We start from the raw sequence: 21,662 nt of genomic DNA on the forward strand, positions 1-21,662 counted from the left end.
CATGGCCGTCGTGATCGCGGCGCTCCTCCCCGTCTTCATCCTCATCGTGCTCGGCGTGGTGCTGAGGCGCACCCTGATGCGGCTCGACACGCAATGGAACGGGCTGGAGCGGCTAACTTATTTCGTCCTGTTCCCGATGCTGCTGGTCCAGACGCTGGTAAAGGCCGACCTGTCCAGCGTGCCGGTCGCCGGCGTCGGCGGCGCTCTGCTGCTGTCGGCGCTCGCGATGTCGCTGCTCTGCCTCGCGCTCCGCCCGGCTCTCGCACGGCTCGACATCGACGGTCCCGCCTTCACCTCGATCTTCCAGGGCGCGATCCGCTGGCAGACCTATGTGGCGCTGTCCATCTCCGCCAACATGTTCGGCGAGATCGGGCTGGCGCTCGCCTCGGTCGCGATGGTGGCGATCATTCCGCTGGTCAACGTCCTCAGCGTCGCGGTGCTCGCGCACTTCGCCGCGCCGGAGAAGCAATCCGCGCGCGCGATCGTCATGACGGTTGTCCGCAATCCCCTGATCTGGGCCTGCGCGATCGGCCTCGTCATCAATGTCATTCATCTGCCGCTGCCTAGGATCTGGCATGAGGTGGCAGACGCACTCGGCCGCTCCTCCCTCGCCATCGGCCTGCTCGTCACCGGCGCCGGACTGCATCTTGAAGGCCTGCTCCGCCCCAGCGCGGGCGCCGCTATCGGCGTGGTGTTCAAGCTGGTGCTGATGCCCATGGTCGCGCTGGTGCTCGCCGTCTGGTTCGGACTGTCCGGCGACAGCCTCGCCATCGTCGCGATCTGCGCCGCAGTGCCGACCGCGACCAGCGCCTATGTGCTGGCCCGCCAGATGGGCGGCGATGCCCCGCTGCTGGCGCAGATCATCACGCTGCAAACGATTTTGGCGGCGATCACCATGCCGATCGTGATCGCGCTGGTGGCCTAACTCCCCAGCCACATCGTCAGCACCACCGCTGTCAGATTGTTCAGCGCGTGCAGCACGATCGTGAGCCAGAGCGAGTTGCTGCGGTAACGCATGTAGCCGAACCACAGGCCGATGGAGAAGACCTCGGCGAGGAAGTACAGGTCGTATTGCAGGTGCACGACCGTCCACAGCAGCGACGACAGGATGATCGCGCCGGGCACGCGCAGGAAGCTCGCGGACCAGCCGCGATAGAGAAAGCCGCGCGCCAACACCTCCTCGGACATCGGCGCGGCCACGCTGAATGCGAACAGCAGGAAGAAGGCTGCGCCCTTGTCGCGGCCAGATTTCAACAGATCGGTCATGAAGCCCGGCGTGGCCTCGCGGCCGAGGCTCCGCGACATCGTCTCCCAGGCCACGACGATCAGGATGAGGCCAACGGCGCCAAACAGGAGTTGCTTCCAGGACGGCCAATGCAGCGCGAGATAGTCGACGAAGGAGGCCTTCTTGATCCGGATGGCAAGCCACACCGCGGCCAGTGTCGCCGGCAGGCCCATGATCACCGACAGCGCCAGCGCCTGCGGCTCGCCGCCGACGAGCTGAAGCGAGGCGAGGTCCATCGGCAGGCCACGCTGCACCGCCAGCAGAACGATGGCACCGATCTGCCCGACGAACATTGCAGCGAAAATGACGGCGCCCCATATCGCCGTGCCCCAGAATTTCCAGACGCGCGGCGCCTCGTGCGCTGGCGTCGCGGTCAGCGGCGGATGATCCGGATTGAGCGAGTCCATCAAGGCGCTTTCATTGGGGAGCATTCCGGGCTGGTCGGATTGCGATCTACTTCGTCCGCGGCGGAATCGGGAAATCATAGGCCGCCCCGCCCGCCCCCGGCAGGGAAAAATGCCACCACTCCTTCGCATAGTTCACAAAGCCTTGCCTCGCCATCGCTGCCACGAGCCGCTTGCGCCAAGCGCGCTGGTCCGGACTGATCGACGGCGCGGTGGTATGCCCTTTCACGTCGGTGCAGTCATAGCCGGTGCCCATGTCGACGCTGCCCTCGGGCGGGCGCGACTCGACCGGCGCGGTACAGTCAGCGTAGGCCTTTGACGGGTCGTATTTGCCTGAATTGTCGGCCTTGAGATCGACCAGCGTGAGATCGAGCGCGGCGCCCGTCGAATGCTGCGAGCGGCTTGCGATGTAGCCGAGGCGGAACAACTCGGTCTTGGGAATTTTGGGATTGTAGCGTCGCTCGGCGGCCGTCTCGTGGCCGTTCTGCGACCACCTGACCATATCGAGCGAGGCCCGCGCCGGCCGGTAGCAGTCGAACATCTTCAGCGAGAGATTTTGCGCCGCTAGTTCCTGCTGCACCGCCTTCAGCCGCAGCCCAACCTCCCGCTTCACCACGCACTCGCCAGCGCCGTAGCCGGCGAGCGGACGGCCGACGAAATTGTTCGAGGTGGCGTAGCGGATGTCCTGGACGATACTGGGGTCGACGTCGCGCAAATAGACGAAACCGCCGGGAAGCGATTGGGCATGGGCGGATGAGATGAAGCCGATTGCTACAAGAACGGTAAGACCTGTTTTCACGATGCCTCCACATCCTCCGGCGTCATTCCGGGGCGGCTCGAAGAGTCGAACTATGGTGCGGCGGGCTCCCGCACCAGAGAATCTCGAGATTCCGGGTTCGATGCTTCGCATCGCCCCGGAATGACGACAAGGTACAGATCGGGGGATAACTCCCCGCCCGGGCTTTGGCCCTTGCCCCCCCGGCCATCCCCGCCTATAGCTCTCGCTTTAATGACATCGAAATCGACCTTCGTCCTCGGCCACCGGCATTTGCTGGGCATCGAGGGCCTTTCCGCGGCCGACATCACCGGCCTCCTCGACCTGTCCGAAGAATATGTCGAGCTCAACCGCCAGGTTGACAAGAAGCGCACCGTCCTGCGTGGACGGACGCAGGTGAACCTCTTCTTCGAGGCTTCCACCCGGACCCAATCCTCGTTCGAGCTCGCCGGCAAACGGCTGGGCGCCGACGTCATGAACATGTCGGTCTCCTCCTCGTCCATCAAAAAAGGCGAGACGCTGGTCGACACGGCCATGACGCTCAACGCCATGCACCCGGATATCCTGGTGGTGCGCCACCACGCCTCCGGCGCGGTGGAACTGCTGGCCCGCAAGGTCGACGGTTCCGTGATCAATGCCGGCGACGGCGCGCATGAGCATCCGACCCAAGCCCTGCTCGACGCGCTGACCATCCGCCGCAACAAGGGCCGGCTCGAGGGTCTCGTGGTCGCGATCTGCGGCGACGTGCTGCATTCGCGCGTCGCCCGCTCCAACATCATCCTGCTCAACGCGATGGGCGCCCGCGTCCGCGTCGTCGGCCCCTCCACGCTGCTGCCGCCCGGCATCGAGCGGATGGGCGTCGAGGTCGCGCGCGACATGCGCGAGGGGCTCAACGGCGCCGACATCGTCATGATGTTGCGGCTCCAGCGCGAGCGCATGAACGGCTCCTTCGTGCCGTCGACCTCCGAGTATTTCCATTATTTCGGGCTGGACCAGAAGAAGCTGGCCTACGCCAAGCCAGACGCCCTCGTCATGCATCCCGGCCCCATGAACCGCGGCGTCGAGATCGACACTGCGGTCGCTGACGGCGCCCAGTCCCTGATCCGCGAACAGGTGGAAATGGGCGTGGCCGTGCGCATGGCGGTGCTGGAAGCGCTCGCCCGCAACCTGCCGAACGCGTGATGCTCATGTTGACCGACCGCCGACCCATCCTGCTTGCCAACGCCCGCGTCGTCGACCCCTCCCGGGATTTCGATGGCCCCGGCGATGTCCTGATTGCCGACGGCATCATCCGGGAGACCCGCCGCGGCATTGGCGCTGCCGGCGTCCCCGAGGGCACCGACGTCGTCAACTGCGCCGGCAAGATCGTCGCGCCCGGCCTGATCGACATGCGCGCCTTCGTCGGAGAGCCCGGCTTCAGCCATCGCGAGACCTTTGCCTCCGCGAGCCAGGCGGCTGCGACCGGCGGCATCACCACCATCATCTGCCAGCCCGACACTTCTCCGGTGATCGATAACTCGGCGACGGTGGACTTCGTGATGCGTCGCGCCCGCGACACTGCCATCGTCAACATTCAGCCGATGGCGGCGCTGACCAAGGGCATGCGCGGCGAGGAGATGACCGAGTTCGGCCTGCTCAAGGCAGCCGGCGCGATCGCCTTCAGCGACTGTGACAAAAGCGTGATCAATGCGCAGGTGATGCGCCGCGCCCTGACCTACGCGCGCGATTTCGACGCGCTGATCGTGCACTACACCGAGGATCGCGATCTCGTCGGCGAAGGCGTGATGAACGAGGGCGAGTTCGCGTCGCGGCTCGGCCTGATGGGCATCCCGAACGCGGCGGAAGCCGTGATGCTGGAGCGCGACATGCGCCTGGTCGCGCTCACCGGCGGCCGCTATCACGCGGCCTCGCTGACCTGCATCGAGTCGCTCGACGTGCTCAAGCGCGCCCGCGACGCCGGGCTGGCCGTGACCGCCTCGGCCTCGATCAACCACCTTGCGCTGAACGAGAACGACATCGGCCCTTACCGTTCATTCCTCAAGCTGTCGCCGCCGCTGCGCACCGAGGACGACCGCCGTGCGCTGGTCGCCGCCGTTGCCTCCGGCCTCGTCGACGTCATCATGTCCGACCACAATCCGCAGGACGTCGAGGTCAAGCGCCTGCCTTTCGCGGAAGCAGCCCCCGGCGCCATCGGGTTGGAAACCATGCTCCCGGCGGGCCTTCGGCTCGTGCATAATGACGAGCTGGACCTCAAGACGCTGATCCGGGCGATGTCGACGCGGCCGGCCGAGATTTTGGGATTGCCTGGCGGAACCCTGCGTCCAGGCAGTCCGGCGGACGTCATCGTGATCGACCCCGATGTCCCCTGGGTGGTCGATCCCGCCGACCTCAAATCGCCCTGCAAGAACACGCCATTCGACGAGGCCCGCTTTACAGGCCGCGTGGTGCGCACCATTGTCAGCGGACGGACGGTGTACGAGCATGTCTGACGTGCGGAGCTGCAGCCACGGAATTTGCAGACATGGCGCTTGAATTGTTCCTGCCGGTGGCTTTCGTCATCGGATACCTGCTCGGCTCGATTCCGTTCGGTTTGATCCTGACCAGACTCGCCGGCACGCAGGATATTCGCTCGATCGGCTCCGGCAGCATCGGCGCCACCAATGTGCTGCGCACCGGACGGAAGAGTCTGGCCGCGGGGACCCTGCTGCTGGACGCACTCAAAGGCACCGTGGCGGTGGTGATCGCCGGCTACATCGCCGGTCCCAATGCCGCGATGCTGGCCGGACTCGGCGCCTTCCTCGGCCATCTCTTCCCGATCTGGCTCAAGTTCCGCGGCGGCAAGGGTGTCGCCGTCTATATCGGCGTCATGCTCGGGCTGTTCTGGCCGGCCGCTGTTGTGTTCTGCCTGCTCTGGTTGGCGACCGCGTTCACCGCCCGCTATTCCTCGCTCTCGGCCCTGGTGGCCTCGTTCATCACCCCGCTGTTCCTGTTGTGGTTCGGCCAGCCCGCGCTCGCGGCGCTGGCGGCCGTGCTGACGCTGCTGCTGTTCTATGCTCATCGCGAGAACATCAAGCGACTGCAATCGGGCAAGGAAAGCCGGATCGGCGAGAAGGCATAAGCCGGGAATCCACGGATACCGCGGCACCCCTTCTGCATTATATCCAAATGGTGTTCGCAACTTGCAGCCGAATCACGGCTGTATGGACGAACGGGTTCCTGGCTTGGCCCTGATCGTGGGCATGGCTCTACGCGGTTGCTCAGAATGAGCGAGAAGATTGTCGGCGCGCATGTTGAAGGTGGCTTGCAGGGCACTGCGGCAAGCCGGATGCTCTCGACGACGGACATCTGGTCCGGTGCGCCCTCGCCGCTTGTCGCACCGGAGGCTGCTTCCGTCTCGCCACCATCGCGCGAGCCCGATCCGATCGTGGAAGCGCGGAAACCGGTCGAAAGCGTAACTGTCGCAGCGCCCATCACGCACGATCGAACGCCGGGGCAATGGCCGCCGCAAAAGCTGTCGCTGGCGCTTCAGGGCGGCGGCACCTTCGCCGCTTTCACCTGGGGCGTGCTGGAGCGGCTGCTGGAAGAGCCATCCATCGCGATCGACACCATCAGCGGCGCCAGTGCCGGCGCCATCAACGCGCTGCTGCTCGCCTCCGGTTTCGCCGAGGGCGGCCGCGAAGGCGCGCGCGCACGGCTGAACCGGTTCTGGATCCGGCTGATGCACGAGGCCTCGTTCCGATCGCTGATGCTGATCGGCGGCTTCTCGCCGGCGGGAAGCTCGGTCGCGTTCGGTCCGACGCTGCGCTCCGGCCAGTTCGATCCGTTCGATCTCGATCCGCTGCGGCAGGCGCTGTCGCGCGACATCGACTTTTCCGCCTTGCGCGACCCGCGCTGCCCGAAGCTTCTGATCGCAGCGACCCGGATCCGCGACGGGCAGCAGCAGATCTTCCGCAACGACGTGATCACCGCCGACGTCGCGCTGGCCTCGACCTGTCCGCCGCTGGTTCATTGCGCGGTGGAGATCGAGGGCGAGGCTTATTGGGACGGCGGCCTCGGCGGCAATCCGCCACTGCTACGGCTCGTGCAGGACACGACGTGCACCGAAATCCTGCTCGTCCAGGTCACGCCGGCGCGCGACAGCTATGTGCCGATCACGCTCGCCGCGATCGACCGCAGGCTGGATCAGATCGCGGCCAACGCCGCCCTCAATGCCGAGATCGCGGCGATGGAATGGGCGCAATCGCAGACCGCATCGTCGTTGCGGCTCTCAAGAATCGCCGCGGAAGATTTCGTCGACGGCCTGGCGCAGCGCTCGTCCACCGATCTCGGCCGCGGCTTCATTCGCGCGCTGCACCGGAGCGGCCGCGAGGCCGCGGGGCGCTGGCTCAAGCAAGGTACCGATCACAGTCCAGCGCCGGCCGCATCGGGCCAGCGCGTCGTCGCTCTCGAACCTGCGCTAGCCTGATTTCGCCAGCGCCTGCTCCAGGAACCACGCCGTCGCCAGCGCATGGGCGTCGTTGCCGAAGCGCGCGATCACCTGCACGCCGATCGGCAGGCCATTGGCCTTGAGCACCGGCACGTTGACGCAAGGGTTGCCCATCAGCGTCCAGAGCCTGTTGTAGCGGGGGTCGCCGGTGCTCGCGAGCTCCTTGGCCGGCGGCGTGCCCGGCGCCGAATATGTCAGCAGCACGTCGAACCTCTCGAATAATTCGCCGACCTCACGGCGCCCGCGACGGCTGACCCGGCGTGCGTCGTCATAGTCCTTGGGTGTGAGACCGACCGTCGCATCGAGACTGGCGCGCAGCATCGGCGCGATCTCGTCGTGGCGTTCGGAAAATTCCCAGGCGAGCGCGCGGTGCGCCTCGAAGTCCTGAATGATCGGATGGATGCGCCAGGCCTCCTGCACCGCCTGCGGCAGATCGAGGGTCTGCACGCTGGCGCCGGCGTGCGTCGCCGCCTTGATCGCGGCTTGCAGCCCCTCTTCGGCGGTCGGCTCCACCGCTCCGGCGAACTCCTGCCTGATAACGCCGATGCGCGGCGCCTTCGCCGGGGCGATGCCGGCGAATTCGGTGCGACCGGTCATTGCGAGCAGTCCGCGCGCGAGATCTTCCGCGCGCGCGCCGAACAGGCCGACCGTGTCGAGCGCCCACGAATAGCATTTGACGCCGACCGTCGGCAGCATCCGGAATGACGGCTTGATCGCGGCGGCGCCGCAATAGGCGGCAGGCCGGATCACCGAGCCGCCGGTCTGGGTGCCCAGTGCCAGCGGGATCATGCCGGCACCGACGGCCGCGGCCGAGCCCGAGGACGAGCCGCCCGGCGTATGTCCAAGATTGTGCGGATTGAGCGTCGGGGTCGGATCGCGCGAGGCGAACGCCGTGGTCGTGGTCTTGCCGATGATGGTGGCGCCTGCCCGCTTCAGCATCATCACGACAGGCGCGTCCGCGCGCGGCTGCCAGCCGCGATAGATCGACGATCCCATCTCGGTCGGGAAATCAGCTGTGTCGATGATGTCCTTGATCCCGACCGCGATGCCGCGCAGCGCCCCGGCGCCTTGCGCCTTCGCGGAGCTGTCGTGACGGACGAAGGCGTGGACGTCCTTCTCCCTGGCCTCGATGGCTGCATGCGACTGCGCGATGGCGGCCTCAGGCGAAAGCTCGCCCGCTTCGATGCGGCGCTGGAGGTCGGCGAGTGAGATCATGGCAAAACCCTTCTTATTGGGATCGCTTTTAGCATCGCGACGAAGCCGCGCAAGCGCACGCCACTGTTGCCCACGCCCTCAGGTTGTTCCATGCTGTGCCTGCAAGGAGCCGCCGTGGACGCCATCAATCCCAGCGTAGAGCTGACCGAAGCCGACAGGATCGACCGCCTGCGGCTGATCCGGTCCGACAATGTCGGGCCGCGCACTTTTCGGTCGCTGGTCGATCATTTCGGCACGGCGCGCGCGGCGCTGGAGCGGCTGCCGGATCTTGCACGCCGTGGCGGTGCGCAGCGATCGGCGCGCATCTGTAGCGCCGACGAGGCGAAAGCCGAGCTTGCCGCCAGCCGCAAATTCGGCATCGCCTGGCTCGCGCCCGGCGAGGACGGCTATCCGGCGCGGCTGGCAACGCTCGACGATGCGCCCCCGTTGCTCGCCGTACGCGGCGACAATGCAACGCTGGTGCGGCCGATGATTGCGATCGTCGGCTCGCGCAATGCCTCCGGTGCAGGCTTGAAATTCGCCGGTCAGCTCGCCCGCGAGCTTGGTGAAGCCGGCTTTGTCGTCATCTCCGGCCTCGCCCGCGGCGTCGATCAGGCCGCGCACCGCGCCAGCATCGAGAGCGGCACCATCGCCGTGCTCGCCGGCGGACATGACTGCATCTCCCCGCCGGAGCATGGCGATCTCATCGCCGCGATCCTCGACCGCAAGGGTGCTGCGATCTCCGAGATGCCGCTCGGCCATGAGCCGCGCGCCCGCGACTTCCCCCGTCGCAACCGGCTGATCTCGGGCGCCGCGCTCGGCGTGGTCGTGGTCGAGGCGGCGCACCGCTCGGGCTCGCTGATCACCGCGCGCATGGCGGCCGAACAGGGCCGCGAAGTGTTCGCGGTGCCGGGCTCGCCGCTCGATCCGCGCGCCGCCGGCACCAATGATCTGATCAAGCAGGGCGCGACGCTCGTCACCGAAGCCGCCGACGTCGTCAACGCAGTCGCACCGATCATGGAGCGGCCGCTGATGCGCACCGCGCGCGAGCCCGACAGCGAGCCGTTCGAAAGCGATCCGCAAGGACACGACCGCGATCAGATCACCGGTCTGCTCGGCCCTGCCCCTGTCACGATCGACGATCTCGTGCGGATGTCCGGCGCCTCGCCTGCCATCGTGCGCACCGTGCTTTTGGAGCTCGAGCTCGCCGGCCGGCTCGAACGCCACGGCGGTGGCCTTGTCTCGCTGCTTTAAGGAGTGTTCCGCTCGTCGAAGCGCGTGCGCGCCGAGGCGATCTGCTGCTGATGCGTGATCGCCCATTCGCCGAGTGCCTTCACCGGCTGCTGCAATCCGCGGCCGAGATCGGTCAGCTCGTAATCCACCCGCGGCGGAATGGTCGGGAAGATCGTGCGCGTGACCAGGCCGTCGCGCTCGAGCCCGCGCAGTGTCAGGGTCAGCATCCGCTGCGAGATGCCGTTGATCATGCGCTTGAGCTCGTTGAAGCGCTTGGGTCCATCACTCAGCATCATGATCACGAACACGCTCCATTTGTCGCCGACGCGCGCGAGGATCGAGGCGACGCCACGGCAGTCCGCGTGGTCGCGATCCGGCATCGGCGTGGCAGGCAAATCGACGTGCGCAGGTTTCAAAGATGTGCCCATGGCTCAAAAAGGTGCGTTCTTGCGGGGATTTCGATAGTCACTCATGTAGCTCTGGTTACAAACTTATACCAGGGTGATCCCGAATGAAACTCCTCCACATCGACTCCAGCGTGCTCGGCCCCCACTCCGTCTCCCGGCAGGTCTCGGCCGCCATCGTCGACCGTCTCAGGCAGGCGACGCCATCGCTGGACATCGTCTATCGCGACCTGACGCAGAGCCCGCTCGCCCATCTCTCCGGCTCGCATCTGGCGGCCGCGCAAGGCGCGCCTGCGCCGGCGGAACTCGGCCCCGACCTCGCCGCCAGCAAGGCCGCGCTGGACGAGTTTCTTGCAGCGGACATCGTCGTGATCGGCGCGCCCATGTACAATTTCACGATTCCGAGCCAGCTCAAGGCCTGGATCGACCGGGTCCTGGTGGCGGGGAAGACGTTCAGCTACGGAGCCAACGGCCCGCAGGGCCTTGCCGGCGGCAAGCGCGTGATCTTCGCGATCTCGCGCGGGGGCTATTACGGCGCCGGCTCGCCCGCCGCGTCGCTGGAGCACCTCGAAAGCTATCTGCGGGGCGTGTTCGGCTTCATGGGCATCCATCACCCCGAATTCATCAGCGCCGACGGAATCCAGGTCGGGCCGGAGCATCGCGAGAAGTCGCTTGCAACCGCGCTTCAGGCGGCAACCAGCCTTCGCGCGGCCTGACGCAACGCGCACATCGTCAGCCGCCGCAACTCGGTCGCGGCGGCTGATCGAGCGGTGCGCGATCGGCGAAGCTAAAACCAGGCGCCCTGAATGCCGAGGATGACGGCGACGAGCGAGACGAACAGGCCGATGCCGGCAAAAAGAGCGACCCCGATGAACTCGGAGGTGTCGGAACGCTTGGCGGGAACGGTGGTATTTTCAGTGTAAATACGCGGTGCTGAAATCGGGGAAATAATACGAGCTGCCTTTGGCATATCGGGCTCCCTTGAAAATGAGTCTTCGTGACCCCTGCCCGTAAAAGGGTCTTGGCAGCCAAAGCGAAGGTTCAAAGCCTCACGCAACGTTCAGAAAATACAGCTCGCGAGAGGTGGGGATCAGCCGGCGCAACCGCTTTGCGTGCGCCGACCGATTCAATTTTCACTTCAATTGATCAGCCGCGATAGATCGGCGCACCGCTCGGCGAGGCGACCGCACCGCCGTCGACGAAGATTTCCTGGCCCTGCACATGCGCGGAATCGTCTGAGGCCAGGAACAGCACTGTCTTCGCGACGTGATCTGTTTCGCCGATGCGCCCCAGAGGCGTCGTCAGCGCGATCCGCTTCTCAAACGCCTTCTCGGCTTCGGGCGTCGCGGTCGCAGGTCCCCAGATCGGCGTGCGGATCGCACCGGGCGCGACCACGTTGACGCGAATGCCGCGCGGCGACAGTTCTGATGCCATGATCCGCGCCATCGCCCGCACGCCGGCCTTGGCGGCGCCATACGCCGAATAGCCGGGAATGCCGAGCACGGAGATCACCGAGCCGTTGAGGATGATCGAGGCGTTGTCGTTGAGATAAGGCAACGCGGAATGAACGGTGAAGAACACGCTGGTCAGATTGGTGCTGATGACCTTCTCGAAGACCTCCAGCGTGGCCGACCCCAGCGGCGTGCCGCCGGCGATACCGGCATTGGCGAACACGATGTCGAACTTGCCGAATTTTTCCGCGCCCTTCTTGATCGCAGCTTCGGTCGCGGCAATGTCGGTGGCGTCGGCGGCCAGCGCGAGCCCGTTCGGCCCGAGCTCCTTCGCGGCCGCCTCGAGCGTCTCCTTGTTGCGCCCGGTGATCACCACCTTGGCGCCCTCGGCCACGAACAGCTTTGCCGTCGCCAGTCCAATGCCGCTATTGCCGCCGGTGATCAGGGCCGTCTTGTTCTTCAGTCTCACGTTCGCCTCCAGTGGTTGCATCATAAAACTATGATTGCCATCTAGGGCATATGGTTTTATGATGCAACCACACAAGCGCGTGATCGGCTCTGAGATCGGGCGATCGCGAAAGGACTAAGCAATGGTGAAACGAACGAGCTTCGAGGGCGATACCTGTCCGATCGCACGCTCGCTGGAAGCGATCGGCGACCGGTGGTCGCTGCTGATCATCCGCGAGGCGCTGTTCGGCCTGCGCCGCTTCGGCGAGTTTCAGAGCAAGCTAGGCATGGCCAAGAACATCTTGTCGGCACGGCTGCGCGCGCTGGTCGACCACGGCATCCTGACCACGGCCCCCGCCTCCGACGGCAGCGCCTATCAGGAGTATGTGCTGACGGAAAAGGGCCGCGGTACTTTCCCGATCCTGGTAGCACTGCGGCAATGGAGCGAGGCCTTCGACGATCGGCCGTCGGAGATCGCGACGATTTTGGTCGATCGCGAGAAAGGCCGCCCGGTGAAGAAGCTCGAACTGCGCGCGGAGGACGGGCGACTGCTCGCGCAAGCCGATACCACGCTGAAGCCGCGGCCTGCGCCGCGCCGACGGTCGGCGGGATAGCGGCGCGTTATCTCTCCAACGTCGTCCTGGCGAAAGCCAGGACCCATTAGCCCAACGAGCAGTTTGGCGAAGACGTGTCACCCGGAATTCCCACCGCGCTCAGGTCGATAGACCTCGCGGTATGGGTCCTGGCTTTCGCCAGGACGACTCCGGAGAGAGAGCGAACGAGACCGATTCCGCTCGGTCTTCCCGGATACGACAGCCCGCGCTTGCTCCGCAGTTGACCCACTTTCATCGAAGGCGGGTCGGCCTGTAGCCGAGCGTCCGAACTCGCAATGACGGCGTGGCGGGACTTGTACAAGACATCGACAGCGTCAAAGATGGCGAGGTCCCACCAAAGTGGCACCACCATGCCCCTGCTCGCCATCGTCTATTTTTCCATCTCCGGCACCACCGAGAAGCTGGCGCATGCGGTTGCGCGCGGAGCGGATGGCAAGGCGCAAGTCACCCTATGCCGCATCACCGGCGGCGACATCGTATCAGGCCGCTTCCAGAATGAGAGCTTACTGGAAACGATCGATCGCGCCGACGCAGTTGCGTTTGGCAGCCCGACCTACATGGGCGGACCAGCTGCTCAATTCAAAGCGTTTGCCGACGCTTCAAGTGATCGATGGAGCCGGCAGCAATGGGCCAACAAGATCGCAGCCGGGTTCACGACGGGCGCCTGCGCAGGCGGCGATCAACTCCACACGCTGACCTACTTTTCCATTCTGGCCGCGCAGCACGGCATGCTCTGGTGCGGACTGGATATTCCGGGTGGGGAGGACCCGAGCGGCCGCAATCGCTTAGGCAGCCAGCTTGGCCTTGCGACGCATCTGGTCGACAGCAGCTTGCCCCAGAGCGACCTCACCACGGCCGAATATCTCGGCCAGCGATTGGCCAAAATGGCAAGCCGCAACGGCTAACCGCACCGTCGTTGGAGCAGCACATCGCCCTCTTCACGACAGCCTGCGCTTGCTCCGCAGCCGCAGATGCTCGTCGGCTTCCAGCTTGGTCATGCCCAGGAGATAATGCAGCACGTCGAGCTTGTGCCGCTCGGCAAGCTTGCGCAATGCCCCGACCTGCTCGGCGATGAAGGCGACCGCCTCCTCGACGCCGCCCTCCCCCGGTTCCTCGTGACGCGAGCCTCCAGCCGCGCGCGATGCGGCGCCCGCCCGTTTCTTTCCTGGCTTAGTCACCAGCCCCCACCCGAATCCATGCCCCGCAGAAACATTACGCCGACATCGGCCGCAACTCAAAGGTGGTGTTTTACAACTTTCTCGATATGAAACTTTTCCCATCTGGATGGCTTTCAACACCCCTCGATTTGACAGCGAGGGCCTCACCACCCATGTTCGGGACGAAAGGGCCGACCCGAATCTCATCGAATTCGGCCCCAAATTTCCCCATAAGTTACTGGAACTACATGAATATCGTCATTGTGGAGTCGCCGGCGAAAGCCAAGACGATCAACAAGTATTTGGGCTCGTCCTACGAGGTTCTGGCCTCGTTTGGCCATGTCCGCGACTTGCCCGCGAAGAACGGCTCCGTCGATCCCGACGCCAATTTCAAGATGATCTGGGAGGTCGACCCCAAGGCGGCCGGCCGGCTCAACGACATTGCCAAGTCCCTCAAGAACGCCGATCGCCTGATTCTGGCGACCGACCCTGATCGCGAGGGCGAGGCCATCTCCTGGCACGTGCTGGAGGTCCTGAAAGAGAAGCGCGCGCTCAAGGACCACAAGATCGAACGCGTGGTGTTCAACGCCATCACCAAGCAGGCGGTCACGGACGCCATGAAGCATCCGCGCCAGATCGACGGTGCGCTGGTCGACGCCTATATGGCGCGCCGCGCGCTGGACTATCTGGTCGGCTTCACCCTCTCCCCCGTGCTGTGGCGCAAGCTGCCGGGCGCCCGCTCGGCGGGCCGCGTGCAGTCGGTCGCGCTGCGGCTGGTCTGCGACCGCGAGCTCGAGATCGAAAAGTTCGTTGCGCGCGAATACTGGTCGCTGATCGCGACCCTGCTGACGCCGCGCGGCGACGCCTTTGAGGCACGTCTCGTCGGCGCCGACGGCAAGAAGATCCAGCGCCTCGACATCGGCACCGGCGCGGAAGCCGAGGACTTCAAGAAGGCGCTGGAAGCCGCCAGCTACGCCGTGACCGCGGTCGATGCCAAGCCGGCCCGGCGCAATCCGCAGGCGCCCTTCACCACCTCGACGCTGCAACAGGAAGCCAGCCGCAAATACGGCTTCGCGCCGGCGCACACCATGCGCATCGCGCAGCGGCTCTATGAGGGCATCGACATCGGCGGCGAGACCACCGGACTCATTACTTATATGCGGACCGACGGCGTGCAGATCGATCCGTCCGCGATCACCCAGGCACGCAAGGTGATCGGCGAGGATTACGGCAACGCCTATGTGCCGGACGCGCCGCGCCAGTACCAGGCCAAGGCCAAGAACGCCCAGGAAGCCCACGAAGCGATCCGGCCGACCGACATGTCGCGCCGTCCCGACAGCATGAGCCGCAAGCTCGAGTCCGATCAGGCGAGGCTCTATGAACTGATCTGGAAGCGCACCATCGCGAGCCAGATGGAATCGGCCGAGCTGGAACGCACCACGGTCGACATCACCGCGAAGGTCGGCGGCCGCACGCTGGACCTGCGCGCCACCGGCCAGGTCGTCAAGTTCGACGGCTTCCTCGCACTTTATCAGGAAGGCCGCGACGACGAGGAGGACGAGGACTCCCGCCGCCTGCCCGCGATGAGCCCCAACGACGCGCTGAAGCGGCAGTCGCTCGCCGTCACCCAGCACTTCACCGAGCCGCCGCCTCGCTTCTCCGAAGCCTCGCTGGTCAAGCGCATGGAAGAGCTCGGGATCGGCCGGCCCTCGACCTATGCCTCGATCCTCCAGGTCCTCAAGGACCGCGGCTACGTCAAGCTCGAGAAGAAGCGCCTGCACGGCGAGGACAAGGGCCGCGTCGTGGTCGCTTTCCTCGAAAGCTTCTTTGCCCGCTACGTCGAATACGACTTCACCGCCAATCTGGAAGAGCAGCTCGACCGCATCTCCAACAACGAGATCTCCTGGCAGCAGGTGCTGAAGGATTTCTGGACCGGCTTCATCGGCGCGGTCGACGAGATCAAGGATCTGCGCGTAGCCCAGGTGCTCGACGTGCTCGACGACATGCTGGGGCAGCACATCTATCCGCCCCGCACCGATGGCGGCGACATCAGGCAATGCCCGAGCTGCGGCAACGGACGGCTCAATCTCAAGGCCGGCAAGTTCGGCGCCTTCGTCGGCTGCTCGAACTATCCGGAATGCCGCTACACCCGTCAGCTCGCCGCCGACGGCGAGGCGACGGCCGACCGCTCTCTCGGCCAGGACCCTGATACGGGTCGCGATGTCTGGGTCAAGGCCGGCCGGTTCGGCCCCTACATCCAGCTCGGCGAGCAGAAGGATTATGCGGAGGGCGAGAAGCCGAAGCGCGCAGGCATTCCGAAGGGGACTTCCCCTGGAGATGTCGAGCTCGAGCTTGCGCTCAAGCTGCTGTCGCTGCCGCGCGAGATCGGCAAGCATCCGGAAACCGGTGAGCCGATCACCGCAGGTCTCGGCCGCTTCGGCCCGTTCGTGAAACACGAGAAGACCTACGCGAGCCTGGAGGCCGGCGACGAAGTGTTCGACATCGGCATCAACCGCGCCGTGACGCTGATCGCGGAGAAGATCGCCAAGGGCCCGAGCCGCCGCTTCGGCGCCGATCCCGGCAAGGCGATCGGCGATCATCCCACCCTCGGCACCGTCACGGTGAAGGGCGGCCGCTACGGCGCCTATGTCACGGCGGGCGGCGTCAATGCGACGATCCCGAGCGACATCGAGAAAGATGCCATCACGCTGCCGCAGGCGATCGCGCTGATCGACGAGCGCGCGGCCAAGGGCGGCGGCAAGAAACCGAAGAAGGCGGCGAAGCCGGCCAAGGCCAAGAAGGCTGCGGCGAAGGCCGCCGACGGCGACGACGCCGCGCCAAAAACCAAAAAGCCGGCCGCGAAGAAGGCGGCCAAACCCAAATCCGAATCCACCAGCAAGGCGCGCGCCGCCGTGTCGTCGACGGCCAAAACGTCGCCGACCAAGGCAGCTGGCGCCAAAGCTCCGGCCAAGAAAAGTGCCGGCACCAAATAGAGGTTAAGTGAAACGCAAGAATGACCGTGGCTTTCCCGACAGGGCAGCCATCGTCGCCTTCATTAAGGCAAATCCTGGCAAGGTCGGAACCCGCGAAATTGCACGCGAGTTTGGCCTGAAGAACGCCGACCGCATCGAGCTCAAGCGCATGCTGCGCGAGCTCGCCGACGACGGGCTCGTCAAGAAAAAGCGCCATGCGATTTCAGAGCCGGACAGCCTGCCGCCGACGCTGGTCGCCGACATCACCGGGCGCGACGCCGACGGCGAGCTGGTCGCCTCCCCGACCGAATGGGACGAGGTCGAAAGCGGCGAACCGCCAAAGATCCTCATCACGATGCCGCGCCGGCCCAAGCCCGGCACCGCGGCCGGCGTCGGCGATCGCGCGCTGCTGCGGGTCGAGCGCTCCGATGAGACCGAAGGCCCGGCCTATCGCGGCCACATCATCAAGGTCTTCGACAAGACCAAGAGCCGCATCCTCGGCGTCTTCCGCAGCCTGCCCGAAGGCGGCGGACGGATCATCCCCGTCGACAAGAAGTCCGCCGACCGCGAGCTGAACATCGCCCCGACCGAGACGCACGGCGCGCAGGACGGCGATCTCGTCAGCGTCGACATCATCCGCTCGCGCGGCTTTGGGCTGGCATCGGGCCGCGTCAAGGAGAAGCTCGGCTCGGTCAAGTCGGAGAAGGCGATCAGCCTGATCGCGATCTACGCGCACGACATCCCGCTGCAATTCCGCCCCGCGGCGGAGCGCGAGGCCGAAGCGGCGGAGCCGGCCACTTTGAAGGGGCGCGAGGACTGGCGCGACGTGCCGCTCGTCACCATCGATCCGCCGGATGCCAAGGATCACGACGACGCGGTGCACGCGCAGCCGGATCCTGATCCCAACAACAAGGGCGGCTTCATCGTCGATGTCGCCATCGCCGATGTGAGCTTCTACGTGCGGCCGGGCACCGCGCTCGACCGCGACGCGCTCGATCGCGGCAACTCGGTCTATTTCCCCGATCGCGTCGTGCCGATGCTGCCGGAGCGCATCTCCAACAATCTGTGCTCGCTGGTGCCGGGCGAGCCGCGCGGCGCGCTCGCAGTGCGGATGATCATCGGCCCCGACGGGCGGAAACGCTCGCACAGCTTCCATCGCATCCTGATGCGCTCCGCAGCCAAGTTGAACTATGCCCAGGCGCAGGCCGCGATCGACGGCCGGCCGGACGACACCACGGGCCCCCTGCTCGATCCGATCCTGCGGCCGCTCTATGCCGCCTATGCCTGCGTCAAGCGCGCACGAGACGAACGCGATCCGCTCAATCTCGACCTGCCCGAGCGCAAGATCCTGTTGAAGAGCGACGGCACCGTCGACCGCGTCGTCGTCCCCGACAGGCTCGACGCGCACAAGCTGATCGAGGAGTTCATGATCCTCGCCAATGTCGCGGCAGCCGAGATGCTCGAGAAGAAGTCGCTGCCGCTGATCTACCGCGTGCATGACGAGCCGACCCTGGAAAAGGTCCACGCGCTTGCGGAATTCCTGGAGACGCTGGACGTTCCGTTCGCGAAAGGCGGCGCGCTGCGCCCCGCTCTGTTCAACCGCGTACTGGCGCAGCTCGAAGGCCACGACCACTTTCCGCTGGTGAGCGAGGTCGTGCTGCGCGCCCAGGCGCAGGCCGAATATTCCTCGGAGAACTACGGTCATTTCGGCCTGAACCTGCGCCGCTATGCGCATTTCACCTCGCCGATCCGCCGCTATGCCGATCTCGTCGTGCACCGTGCGCTGGTTCGCGCGCTCGGGCTCGGCGAAGGCGCGCTGCCCGACACCGAGACGCCGGAAACCTTAAGCGAGGTCGCAGCCCACATCTCGGTCACCGAGCGGCGCGCGATGAAAGCGGAGCGCGAGACCGTCGACCGCCTGATCGCGCACCATCTCGCCGACCGCATCGGTTCGAGCTTCCAGGGCCGCGTCTCCGGCGTCACGCGCGCCGGCCTGTTCGTCAAGCTCGCCGAGACCGGCGCCGACGGCCTGATCCCGATCCGCTCCCTCGGCACGGAATATTTCAACTATGACGAGGGCCGCCATGCCCTGGTCGGCACGCGCAGCGGCACCATGCATCAGCTCGGTGACGTCGTTGACGTCCGCTTGATTGAAGCAGCCCCCATCGCAGGCGCGCTACGCTTCGAGCTGCTGTCGTCATCGTCCGGCGAGACCGCGCCGCGGGGCCGCAGGTCATCCGGTCCGCAGCGCCGCCCCTCGTTCAAGGCGCACCCCGGGCGCAGTCCCGACAAGAAGCGCAAGCCGGACAAGCCGAAGAAACCCGGCAAGGGCAAAAAGGCCAAGGGAAAAAGCAAGGGCAAGGGCCAGAAGGGCAAGGCATGGTGAGCGCAGCCCCGAAGATCTGGACGCGCGAGACCGGCCTCGTCGAGAAGCGTGACGTCTTTGCTGCGATGAGGCGCGGCTTTCGCGGCCGCTGCCCGCGCTGCGGCGAGGGAAAGCTGTTCCGCGCCTTCCTGAAGACCGCGGACAATTGCTCGGTCTGCGGCCTCGATTTCACGCCGCATCGCGCCGACGATTTGCCCGCCTATCTCGTCATCGTCATCGTCGGGCACATCGTGGTGCCGGCTATTCTGTGGATCGAGACCAACTACACCACGCCGGTCTGGATCAGCTTCGCGGCCTATCTGCCCTTCACCTTCGTCGCCTCGCTCGCCCTGCTGCAGCCGGTGAAGGGAGCCGTGGTAGGATTGCAATGGGCTCTGCGCATGCATGGGTTTGACGAGAACCCGACCGATGGTATTCCGCCGGTGTAAGCAAAATAAGCAAAAGTGGTTTGGGTGAGGACATGACGGATACGGCGCAGGCAGAAAAGGCGAAGATCCACGAGGGCAAGGAAGCCGACCATCATCCCTATTTCCGCCCGCGGGATGCGGCGACACTGATCCTGGTCGATCGCAGCGGCACAACTCCAAAAGTCCTGGTCGGCAAGCGCCACGACAACGTGGTGTTCATGCCCGGAAAGTTCGTCTTCCCCGGCGGCCGTGTCGACAAGGACGATTATCGCGTGCCGTGCGCGGCGCCGGTCACCGCCGAGTTGGAAGCCAATCTCGCCAAGGGCAGTCCGAAGACGCCGGCCTCGCGCGCGAAGTCGCTCGCGGTTGCCGCGATCCGCGAGGCCTGCGAGGAAACGGGTCTCTGCCTGGGACGCAAGGCGGAGATGAAGGCCAAGCTCGAAGGCCCCTGGAAGCCGTTCGCGGATGCGGGACTGTTGCCCGATCCCTCCAGCCTGTTCCTGATCGCGCGCGCGATCACCCCGCCCGGCCGCGTCAAGCGGTTCGACACGCGCTTCTTCACGGCGGACGCCTCCGCGATCGCTCATCGCGTCGACGGCGTGATCCATGCCGATGCCGAGCTGGTCGAACTGGTCTGGGTCGAGCTCGGCTCGAAGCCACTCGCCGACCTGCATCCGATGACGCGCAACGTGCTCAACGAGCTCGACGCGCGCCTTGCCACCGGCCCGCTCCGCCATGATGCGCCGGTGCCGTTCTTCCATTTCTACGGCGGCAAGATGCAGAAGGATATTTTGAGCTGACTGGCCGCGCGGGCCCACGTCTCTCCTCCGTCATTCCGGGGCGCGCGAAGCGCGAACCCGGAATCCATTCATCACCGTCCTTGCTGCTCGATGATTCCGGGTTCGCCGCTACGCGGCGCCCCGGAATGACGGGAATGTGCTGAGCGGCCACTCAAAAACAAAATAATCTTCCCGCCTCCCCCGATGGCGGAGTTCCAGGGCATGCCTATGTCTTCCGGAACGACACCAAGAACGGACACCGGGCGATGGCACAACGGCAACTCAAGCTTGGCGCGTTCATGCGCCCGATCAGCATCCACACCGGCGCCTGGCGCTATCCCGGGGCCTGGCCGGACGCCAATTTCAACTTCGGCCACATCAAGACGCTGATCCAGAAGCTCGAGGCCGGCAAGTTCGACGCCTTCTTCATGGCCGATCACCTCGCCGTCTTGAACATGCCGGTCAATGCGCTCAAGCGCAGCCACACGGTCACCTCGTTCGAACCTTTCACGCTGTTGTCGGCGCTCTCCGCCGTCACCGAGCGGATCGGCCTGATCGCGACGGGCTCGACCACATTCGACGAGCCCTATCACGTCGCGCGGCGCTTCGCCTCGCTCGACCATCTCAGCGGCGGCCGTGCGGGCTGGAACATCGTCACCACATCGAACCCGGATGCGGCGCTGAATTTCGGTCTCGACGACCACATGGAGCACGCCGAGCGCTACAAGCGCGCCCGCGAGTTCTACGACGTCGTCACCGGCCTGTGGGATTCCTTCGCCGACGACGCCTTCGTGCGCGACGTCGAAAGCGGCGTGTTCGTCGATCCCGCCAAGATGCATGTGCTCGACCACCAAGGCAAATATTTGAAAGTGCGCGGTCCCCTCAACATCGCCCGGCCGGTCCAGGGCTGGCCGGTGATTGTGCAGGCTGGCGCCTCCGAGGACGGCCGGCAGCTCGCCGCCGAGACCGCGGAAGCCGTCTTCACCGGCGGCGGCAGCCTTGCCGACAGCCAAAAGCTTTATGCCGACGTCAAGGGCCGCATGGCGAAGATCGGCCGCGACCCTGAGCACCTCAAGATCCTGCCCGGCGCCTTCGTCGTGGTCGGCGACAGCGTCAACGAGGCCAGGGAGAAGCGCGCGCTGCTCGACAGCCGCGTGCACTACGACAGCGCCATCGCCTCGCTTTCGGTCGTTCTCGGCACCGATGCCTCCGGCTTCGATCCGGATGGACCGCTTCCCGAAATCCCCGAGACCAATGCCAGCAAGAGCGGCCGGCAGCGCATGGTCGACCTCGCCGCCCGCGACAAGCTCACCGTGCGCCAGCTCGCCCAGCGCGTCGGCGGCTATGGCGGGCTGTCCTTCGTCGGCACGGCCAAAACCATCGCCGACCAGATGGAGGAATGGCTGGTCGGGCGCGGCTCCGACGGCTTCAACATCATGTTCCCGTTCCTGCCCGCCGGCCTCGACGATTTCGTCGACAAGGTGGTCCCGGAGCTGCAGCGCCGCGGGATTTTCCGGAAAGAGTACGAAGGGCCCACTTTGAGAGAGAATCTGGGCCTGCCCCGGCCTAAAAACCGGTTCTTCGAGGCGTAATCGGGCCGATTTGAGCGGTTTCCGACCCCTAAAATCTTGACATCAAGCCGTTTCTGGCTAGGTTGCCGGCCAACGC

At 65.6% G+C, this 21,662-nt stretch carries 21 protein-coding genes; 14 read left to right on the forward strand and 7 right to left on the reverse strand.

Annotated elements, in window-relative coordinates; all coding sequences use genetic code 11:
* Position 1 precedes the first annotated feature (1 nt).
* Complete coding sequence (locus ABIB66_RS21710; RefSeq protein ID WP_354210732.1) at positions 2–925, forward strand: AEC family transporter; 924 nt, start codon at positions 2–4, stop codon at positions 923–925.
* On the opposite strand, the gene ABIB66_RS21715 is transcribed toward ABIB66_RS21710, so the two are convergent.
* Together ABIB66_RS21715 and ABIB66_RS21720 are read right to left on the reverse strand one after the other, a co-directional pair.
* Entirely contained in the window at positions 922–1,692 is a 771-nt protein-coding gene (locus tag ABIB66_RS21715; protein ID WP_354210731.1) for a CPBP family intramembrane glutamic endopeptidase, read from the reverse strand. The genes ABIB66_RS21710 and ABIB66_RS21715 overlap by 4 nt on opposite strands.
* Positions 1,693–1,738: 46 nt before the next feature.
* Entirely contained in the window at positions 1,739–2,488 is a 750-nt protein-coding gene (locus tag ABIB66_RS21720; RefSeq protein WP_354210730.1) for a M15 family metallopeptidase, read from the reverse strand.
* A 210-nt stretch (positions 2,489–2,698) separates the two neighbouring features.
* Between ABIB66_RS21720 and ABIB66_RS21725 the strand changes: the two genes are divergently transcribed.
* The 4 genes from ABIB66_RS21725 to ABIB66_RS21740 all read left to right on the forward strand — a co-directional run bounded on the left by ABIB66_RS21725 (position 2,699) and on the right by ABIB66_RS21740 (position 6,929).
* Positions 2,699–3,646 (forward strand): aspartate carbamoyltransferase catalytic subunit, encoded by a 948-nt coding sequence (locus ABIB66_RS21725; RefSeq protein ID WP_007603315.1) that lies wholly within the window; start codon positions 2,699–2,701, stop codon positions 3,644–3,646.
* A 5-nt stretch (positions 3,647–3,651) separates the two neighbouring features.
* Positions 3,652–4,953 (forward strand): dihydroorotase, encoded by a 1,302-nt coding sequence (locus tag ABIB66_RS21730; protein WP_354210776.1) that lies wholly within the window; start codon positions 3,652–3,654, stop codon positions 4,951–4,953.
* A gap of 32 nt (positions 4,954–4,985) precedes the next feature.
* A complete protein-coding gene (gene plsY / locus ABIB66_RS21735; protein WP_354210729.1) occupies positions 4,986–5,582 on the forward strand; it encodes a glycerol-3-phosphate 1-O-acyltransferase PlsY in 597 nt (198 codons plus the stop codon).
* A 144-nt stretch (positions 5,583–5,726) separates the two neighbouring features.
* A complete protein-coding gene (locus ABIB66_RS21740) occupies positions 5,727–6,929 on the forward strand; it encodes a patatin-like phospholipase family protein (protein ID WP_354210728.1) in 1,203 nt (400 codons plus the stop codon).
* Here ABIB66_RS21740 and ABIB66_RS21745 read toward each other — a convergent pair.
* Complete coding sequence (locus ABIB66_RS21745; protein ID WP_354210727.1) at positions 6,921–8,165, reverse strand: amidase; 1,245 nt, start codon at positions 8,163–8,165, stop codon at positions 6,921–6,923. The two genes, ABIB66_RS21740 and ABIB66_RS21745, sit on opposite strands and share 9 nt — an antisense overlap.
* 90 nt (positions 8,166–8,255) lie before the next feature.
* On the opposite strand from ABIB66_RS21745, the gene dprA reads away from it, so the two are divergent.
* Positions 8,256–9,398 (forward strand): DNA-processing protein DprA, encoded by a 1,143-nt coding sequence (dprA, locus tag ABIB66_RS21750; RefSeq protein ID WP_354210726.1) that lies wholly within the window; start codon positions 8,256–8,258, stop codon positions 9,396–9,398.
* On the opposite strand, the gene ABIB66_RS21755 is transcribed toward dprA, so the two are convergent.
* Positions 9,395–9,805 carry a winged helix-turn-helix transcriptional regulator gene (locus ABIB66_RS21755; protein ID WP_275167910.1) on the reverse strand — a complete coding sequence of 137 codons (411 nt, stop codon included), beginning with the start codon at positions 9,803–9,805 and terminating at the stop codon, positions 9,395–9,397. The genes dprA and ABIB66_RS21755 overlap by 4 nt on opposite strands.
* A gap of 83 nt (positions 9,806–9,888) precedes the next feature.
* Between ABIB66_RS21755 and ABIB66_RS21760 the strand changes: the two genes are divergently transcribed.
* Positions 9,889–10,497 (forward strand): FMN-dependent NADH-azoreductase, encoded by a 609-nt coding sequence (locus ABIB66_RS21760; RefSeq protein WP_354058865.1) that lies wholly within the window; start codon positions 9,889–9,891, stop codon positions 10,495–10,497.
* Positions 10,498–10,568: 71 nt separating this feature from the next.
* Here ABIB66_RS21760 and ABIB66_RS21765 read toward each other — a convergent pair whose 3' ends face one another.
* Positions 10,569–10,751 (reverse strand): hypothetical protein, encoded by a 183-nt coding sequence (locus ABIB66_RS21765; RefSeq protein WP_354210725.1) that lies wholly within the window; start codon positions 10,749–10,751, stop codon positions 10,569–10,571.
* Positions 10,752–10,927: 176 nt separating this feature from the next.
* A complete protein-coding gene (locus ABIB66_RS21770) occupies positions 10,928–11,701 on the reverse strand; it encodes an SDR family oxidoreductase (RefSeq protein WP_354255510.1) in 774 nt (257 codons plus the stop codon).
* A 121-nt stretch (positions 11,702–11,822) separates the two neighbouring features.
* Between ABIB66_RS21770 and ABIB66_RS21775 the strand changes: the two genes are divergently transcribed.
* A complete protein-coding gene (locus ABIB66_RS21775) occupies positions 11,823–12,293 on the forward strand; it encodes a winged helix-turn-helix transcriptional regulator (protein WP_354210723.1) in 471 nt (156 codons plus the stop codon).
* Between the two features lie 320 nt (positions 12,294–12,613).
* On the forward strand, positions 12,614–13,198 hold the full coding sequence (locus ABIB66_RS21780) for a flavodoxin family protein (RefSeq protein WP_354255513.1): 585 nt from the start codon (positions 12,614–12,616) through the stop codon (positions 13,196–13,198).
* A 33-nt stretch (positions 13,199–13,231) separates the two neighbouring features.
* Here ABIB66_RS21780 and ABIB66_RS21785 read toward each other — a convergent pair whose 3' ends face one another.
* Positions 13,232–13,471 (reverse strand): hypothetical protein, encoded by a 240-nt coding sequence (locus ABIB66_RS21785; protein ID WP_247286819.1) that lies wholly within the window; start codon positions 13,469–13,471, stop codon positions 13,232–13,234.
* A gap of 227 nt (positions 13,472–13,698) precedes the next feature.
* On the opposite strand from ABIB66_RS21785, the gene topA reads away from it, so the two are divergent.
* The 5 genes from topA to ABIB66_RS21810 all read left to right on the forward strand — a co-directional run bounded on the left by topA (position 13,699) and on the right by ABIB66_RS21810 (position 21,586).
* Positions 13,699–16,443 (forward strand): type I DNA topoisomerase, encoded by a 2,745-nt coding sequence (gene topA / locus ABIB66_RS21790; RefSeq protein WP_354058862.1) that lies wholly within the window; start codon positions 13,699–13,701, stop codon positions 16,441–16,443.
* A gap of 7 nt (positions 16,444–16,450) precedes the next feature.
* Positions 16,451–18,808, forward strand: coding sequence for a ribonuclease R (gene rnr / locus ABIB66_RS21795; RefSeq protein ID WP_354255516.1), 2,358 nt, complete (start codon positions 16,451–16,453; stop codon positions 18,806–18,808).
* Positions 18,802–19,236: a DUF983 domain-containing protein gene (locus ABIB66_RS21800; RefSeq protein ID WP_275167918.1), complete on the forward strand. Its 435-nt coding sequence runs from the start codon at positions 18,802–18,804 to the stop codon at positions 19,234–19,236. Before rnr ends, ABIB66_RS21800 begins: the two co-directional genes overlap by 7 nt.
* A 32-nt stretch (positions 19,237–19,268) precedes the next feature.
* The gene (locus tag ABIB66_RS21805; RefSeq protein ID WP_354210721.1) at positions 19,269–20,015 is read left to right on the forward strand and encodes an NUDIX hydrolase; all 747 of its coding nucleotides are present in this window, start codon (positions 19,269–19,271) and stop codon (positions 20,013–20,015) included.
* Between the two features lie 245 nt (positions 20,016–20,260).
* Positions 20,261–21,586, forward strand: coding sequence for an LLM class flavin-dependent oxidoreductase (locus tag ABIB66_RS21810; protein WP_354210720.1), 1,326 nt, complete (start codon positions 20,261–20,263; stop codon positions 21,584–21,586).
* Positions 21,587–21,662 lie beyond the last annotated feature (76 nt).

The organism is Bradyrhizobium sp. F1.13.3 (genome assembly GCF_040548265.1).
In the GTDB taxonomy this organism is placed as follows: domain Bacteria; phylum Pseudomonadota; class Alphaproteobacteria; order Rhizobiales; family Xanthobacteraceae; genus Bradyrhizobium.

Bases quoted from the DNA above. Each gene is read 5' to 3' on its own strand.
- ABIB66_RS21710 (WP_354210732.1), top strand. From the start codon at position 2: ATGGCCGTCGTGATCGCGGCGCTCCTCCCCGTCTTCATCCTCATCGTG.
- ABIB66_RS21715 (WP_354210731.1), bottom strand. From the start codon at position 1,692: ATGGACTCGCTCAATCCGGATCATCCGCCGCTGACCGCGACGCCAGCG.
- ABIB66_RS21725 (WP_007603315.1), top strand. From the start codon at position 2,699: ATGACATCGAAATCGACCTTCGTCCTCGGCCACCGGCATTTGCTGGGC.
- ABIB66_RS21730 (WP_354210776.1), top strand. From the start codon at position 3,652: ATGTTGACCGACCGCCGACCCATCCTGCTTGCCAACGCCCGCGTCGTC.
- plsY (WP_354210729.1), top strand. From the start codon at position 4,986: ATGGCGCTTGAATTGTTCCTGCCGGTGGCTTTCGTCATCGGATACCTG.
- ABIB66_RS21740 (WP_354210728.1), top strand. From the start codon at position 5,727: ATGAGCGAGAAGATTGTCGGCGCGCATGTTGAAGGTGGCTTGCAGGGC.
- ABIB66_RS21745 (WP_354210727.1), bottom strand. From the start codon at position 8,165: ATGATCTCACTCGCCGACCTCCAGCGCCGCATCGAAGCGGGCGAGCTT.
- dprA (WP_354210726.1), top strand. From the start codon at position 8,256: ATGCTGTGCCTGCAAGGAGCCGCCGTGGACGCCATCAATCCCAGCGTA.
- ABIB66_RS21755 (WP_275167910.1), bottom strand. From the start codon at position 9,805: ATGGGCACATCTTTGAAACCTGCGCACGTCGATTTGCCTGCCACGCCG.
- ABIB66_RS21760 (WP_354058865.1), top strand. From the start codon at position 9,889: ATGAAACTCCTCCACATCGACTCCAGCGTGCTCGGCCCCCACTCCGTC.
- ABIB66_RS21765 (WP_354210725.1), bottom strand. From the start codon at position 10,751: ATGCCAAAGGCAGCTCGTATTATTTCCCCGATTTCAGCACCGCGTATT.
- ABIB66_RS21775 (WP_354210723.1), top strand. From the start codon at position 11,823: ATGGTGAAACGAACGAGCTTCGAGGGCGATACCTGTCCGATCGCACGC.
- ABIB66_RS21780 (WP_354255513.1), top strand. From the start codon at position 12,614: ATGGCGAGGTCCCACCAAAGTGGCACCACCATGCCCCTGCTCGCCATC.
- topA (WP_354058862.1), top strand. From the start codon at position 13,699: ATGAATATCGTCATTGTGGAGTCGCCGGCGAAAGCCAAGACGATCAAC.
- ABIB66_RS21800 (WP_275167918.1), top strand. From the start codon at position 18,802: ATGGTGAGCGCAGCCCCGAAGATCTGGACGCGCGAGACCGGCCTCGTC.
- ABIB66_RS21805 (WP_354210721.1), top strand. From the start codon at position 19,269: ATGACGGATACGGCGCAGGCAGAAAAGGCGAAGATCCACGAGGGCAAG.
- ABIB66_RS21810 (WP_354210720.1), top strand. From the start codon at position 20,261: ATGGCACAACGGCAACTCAAGCTTGGCGCGTTCATGCGCCCGATCAGC.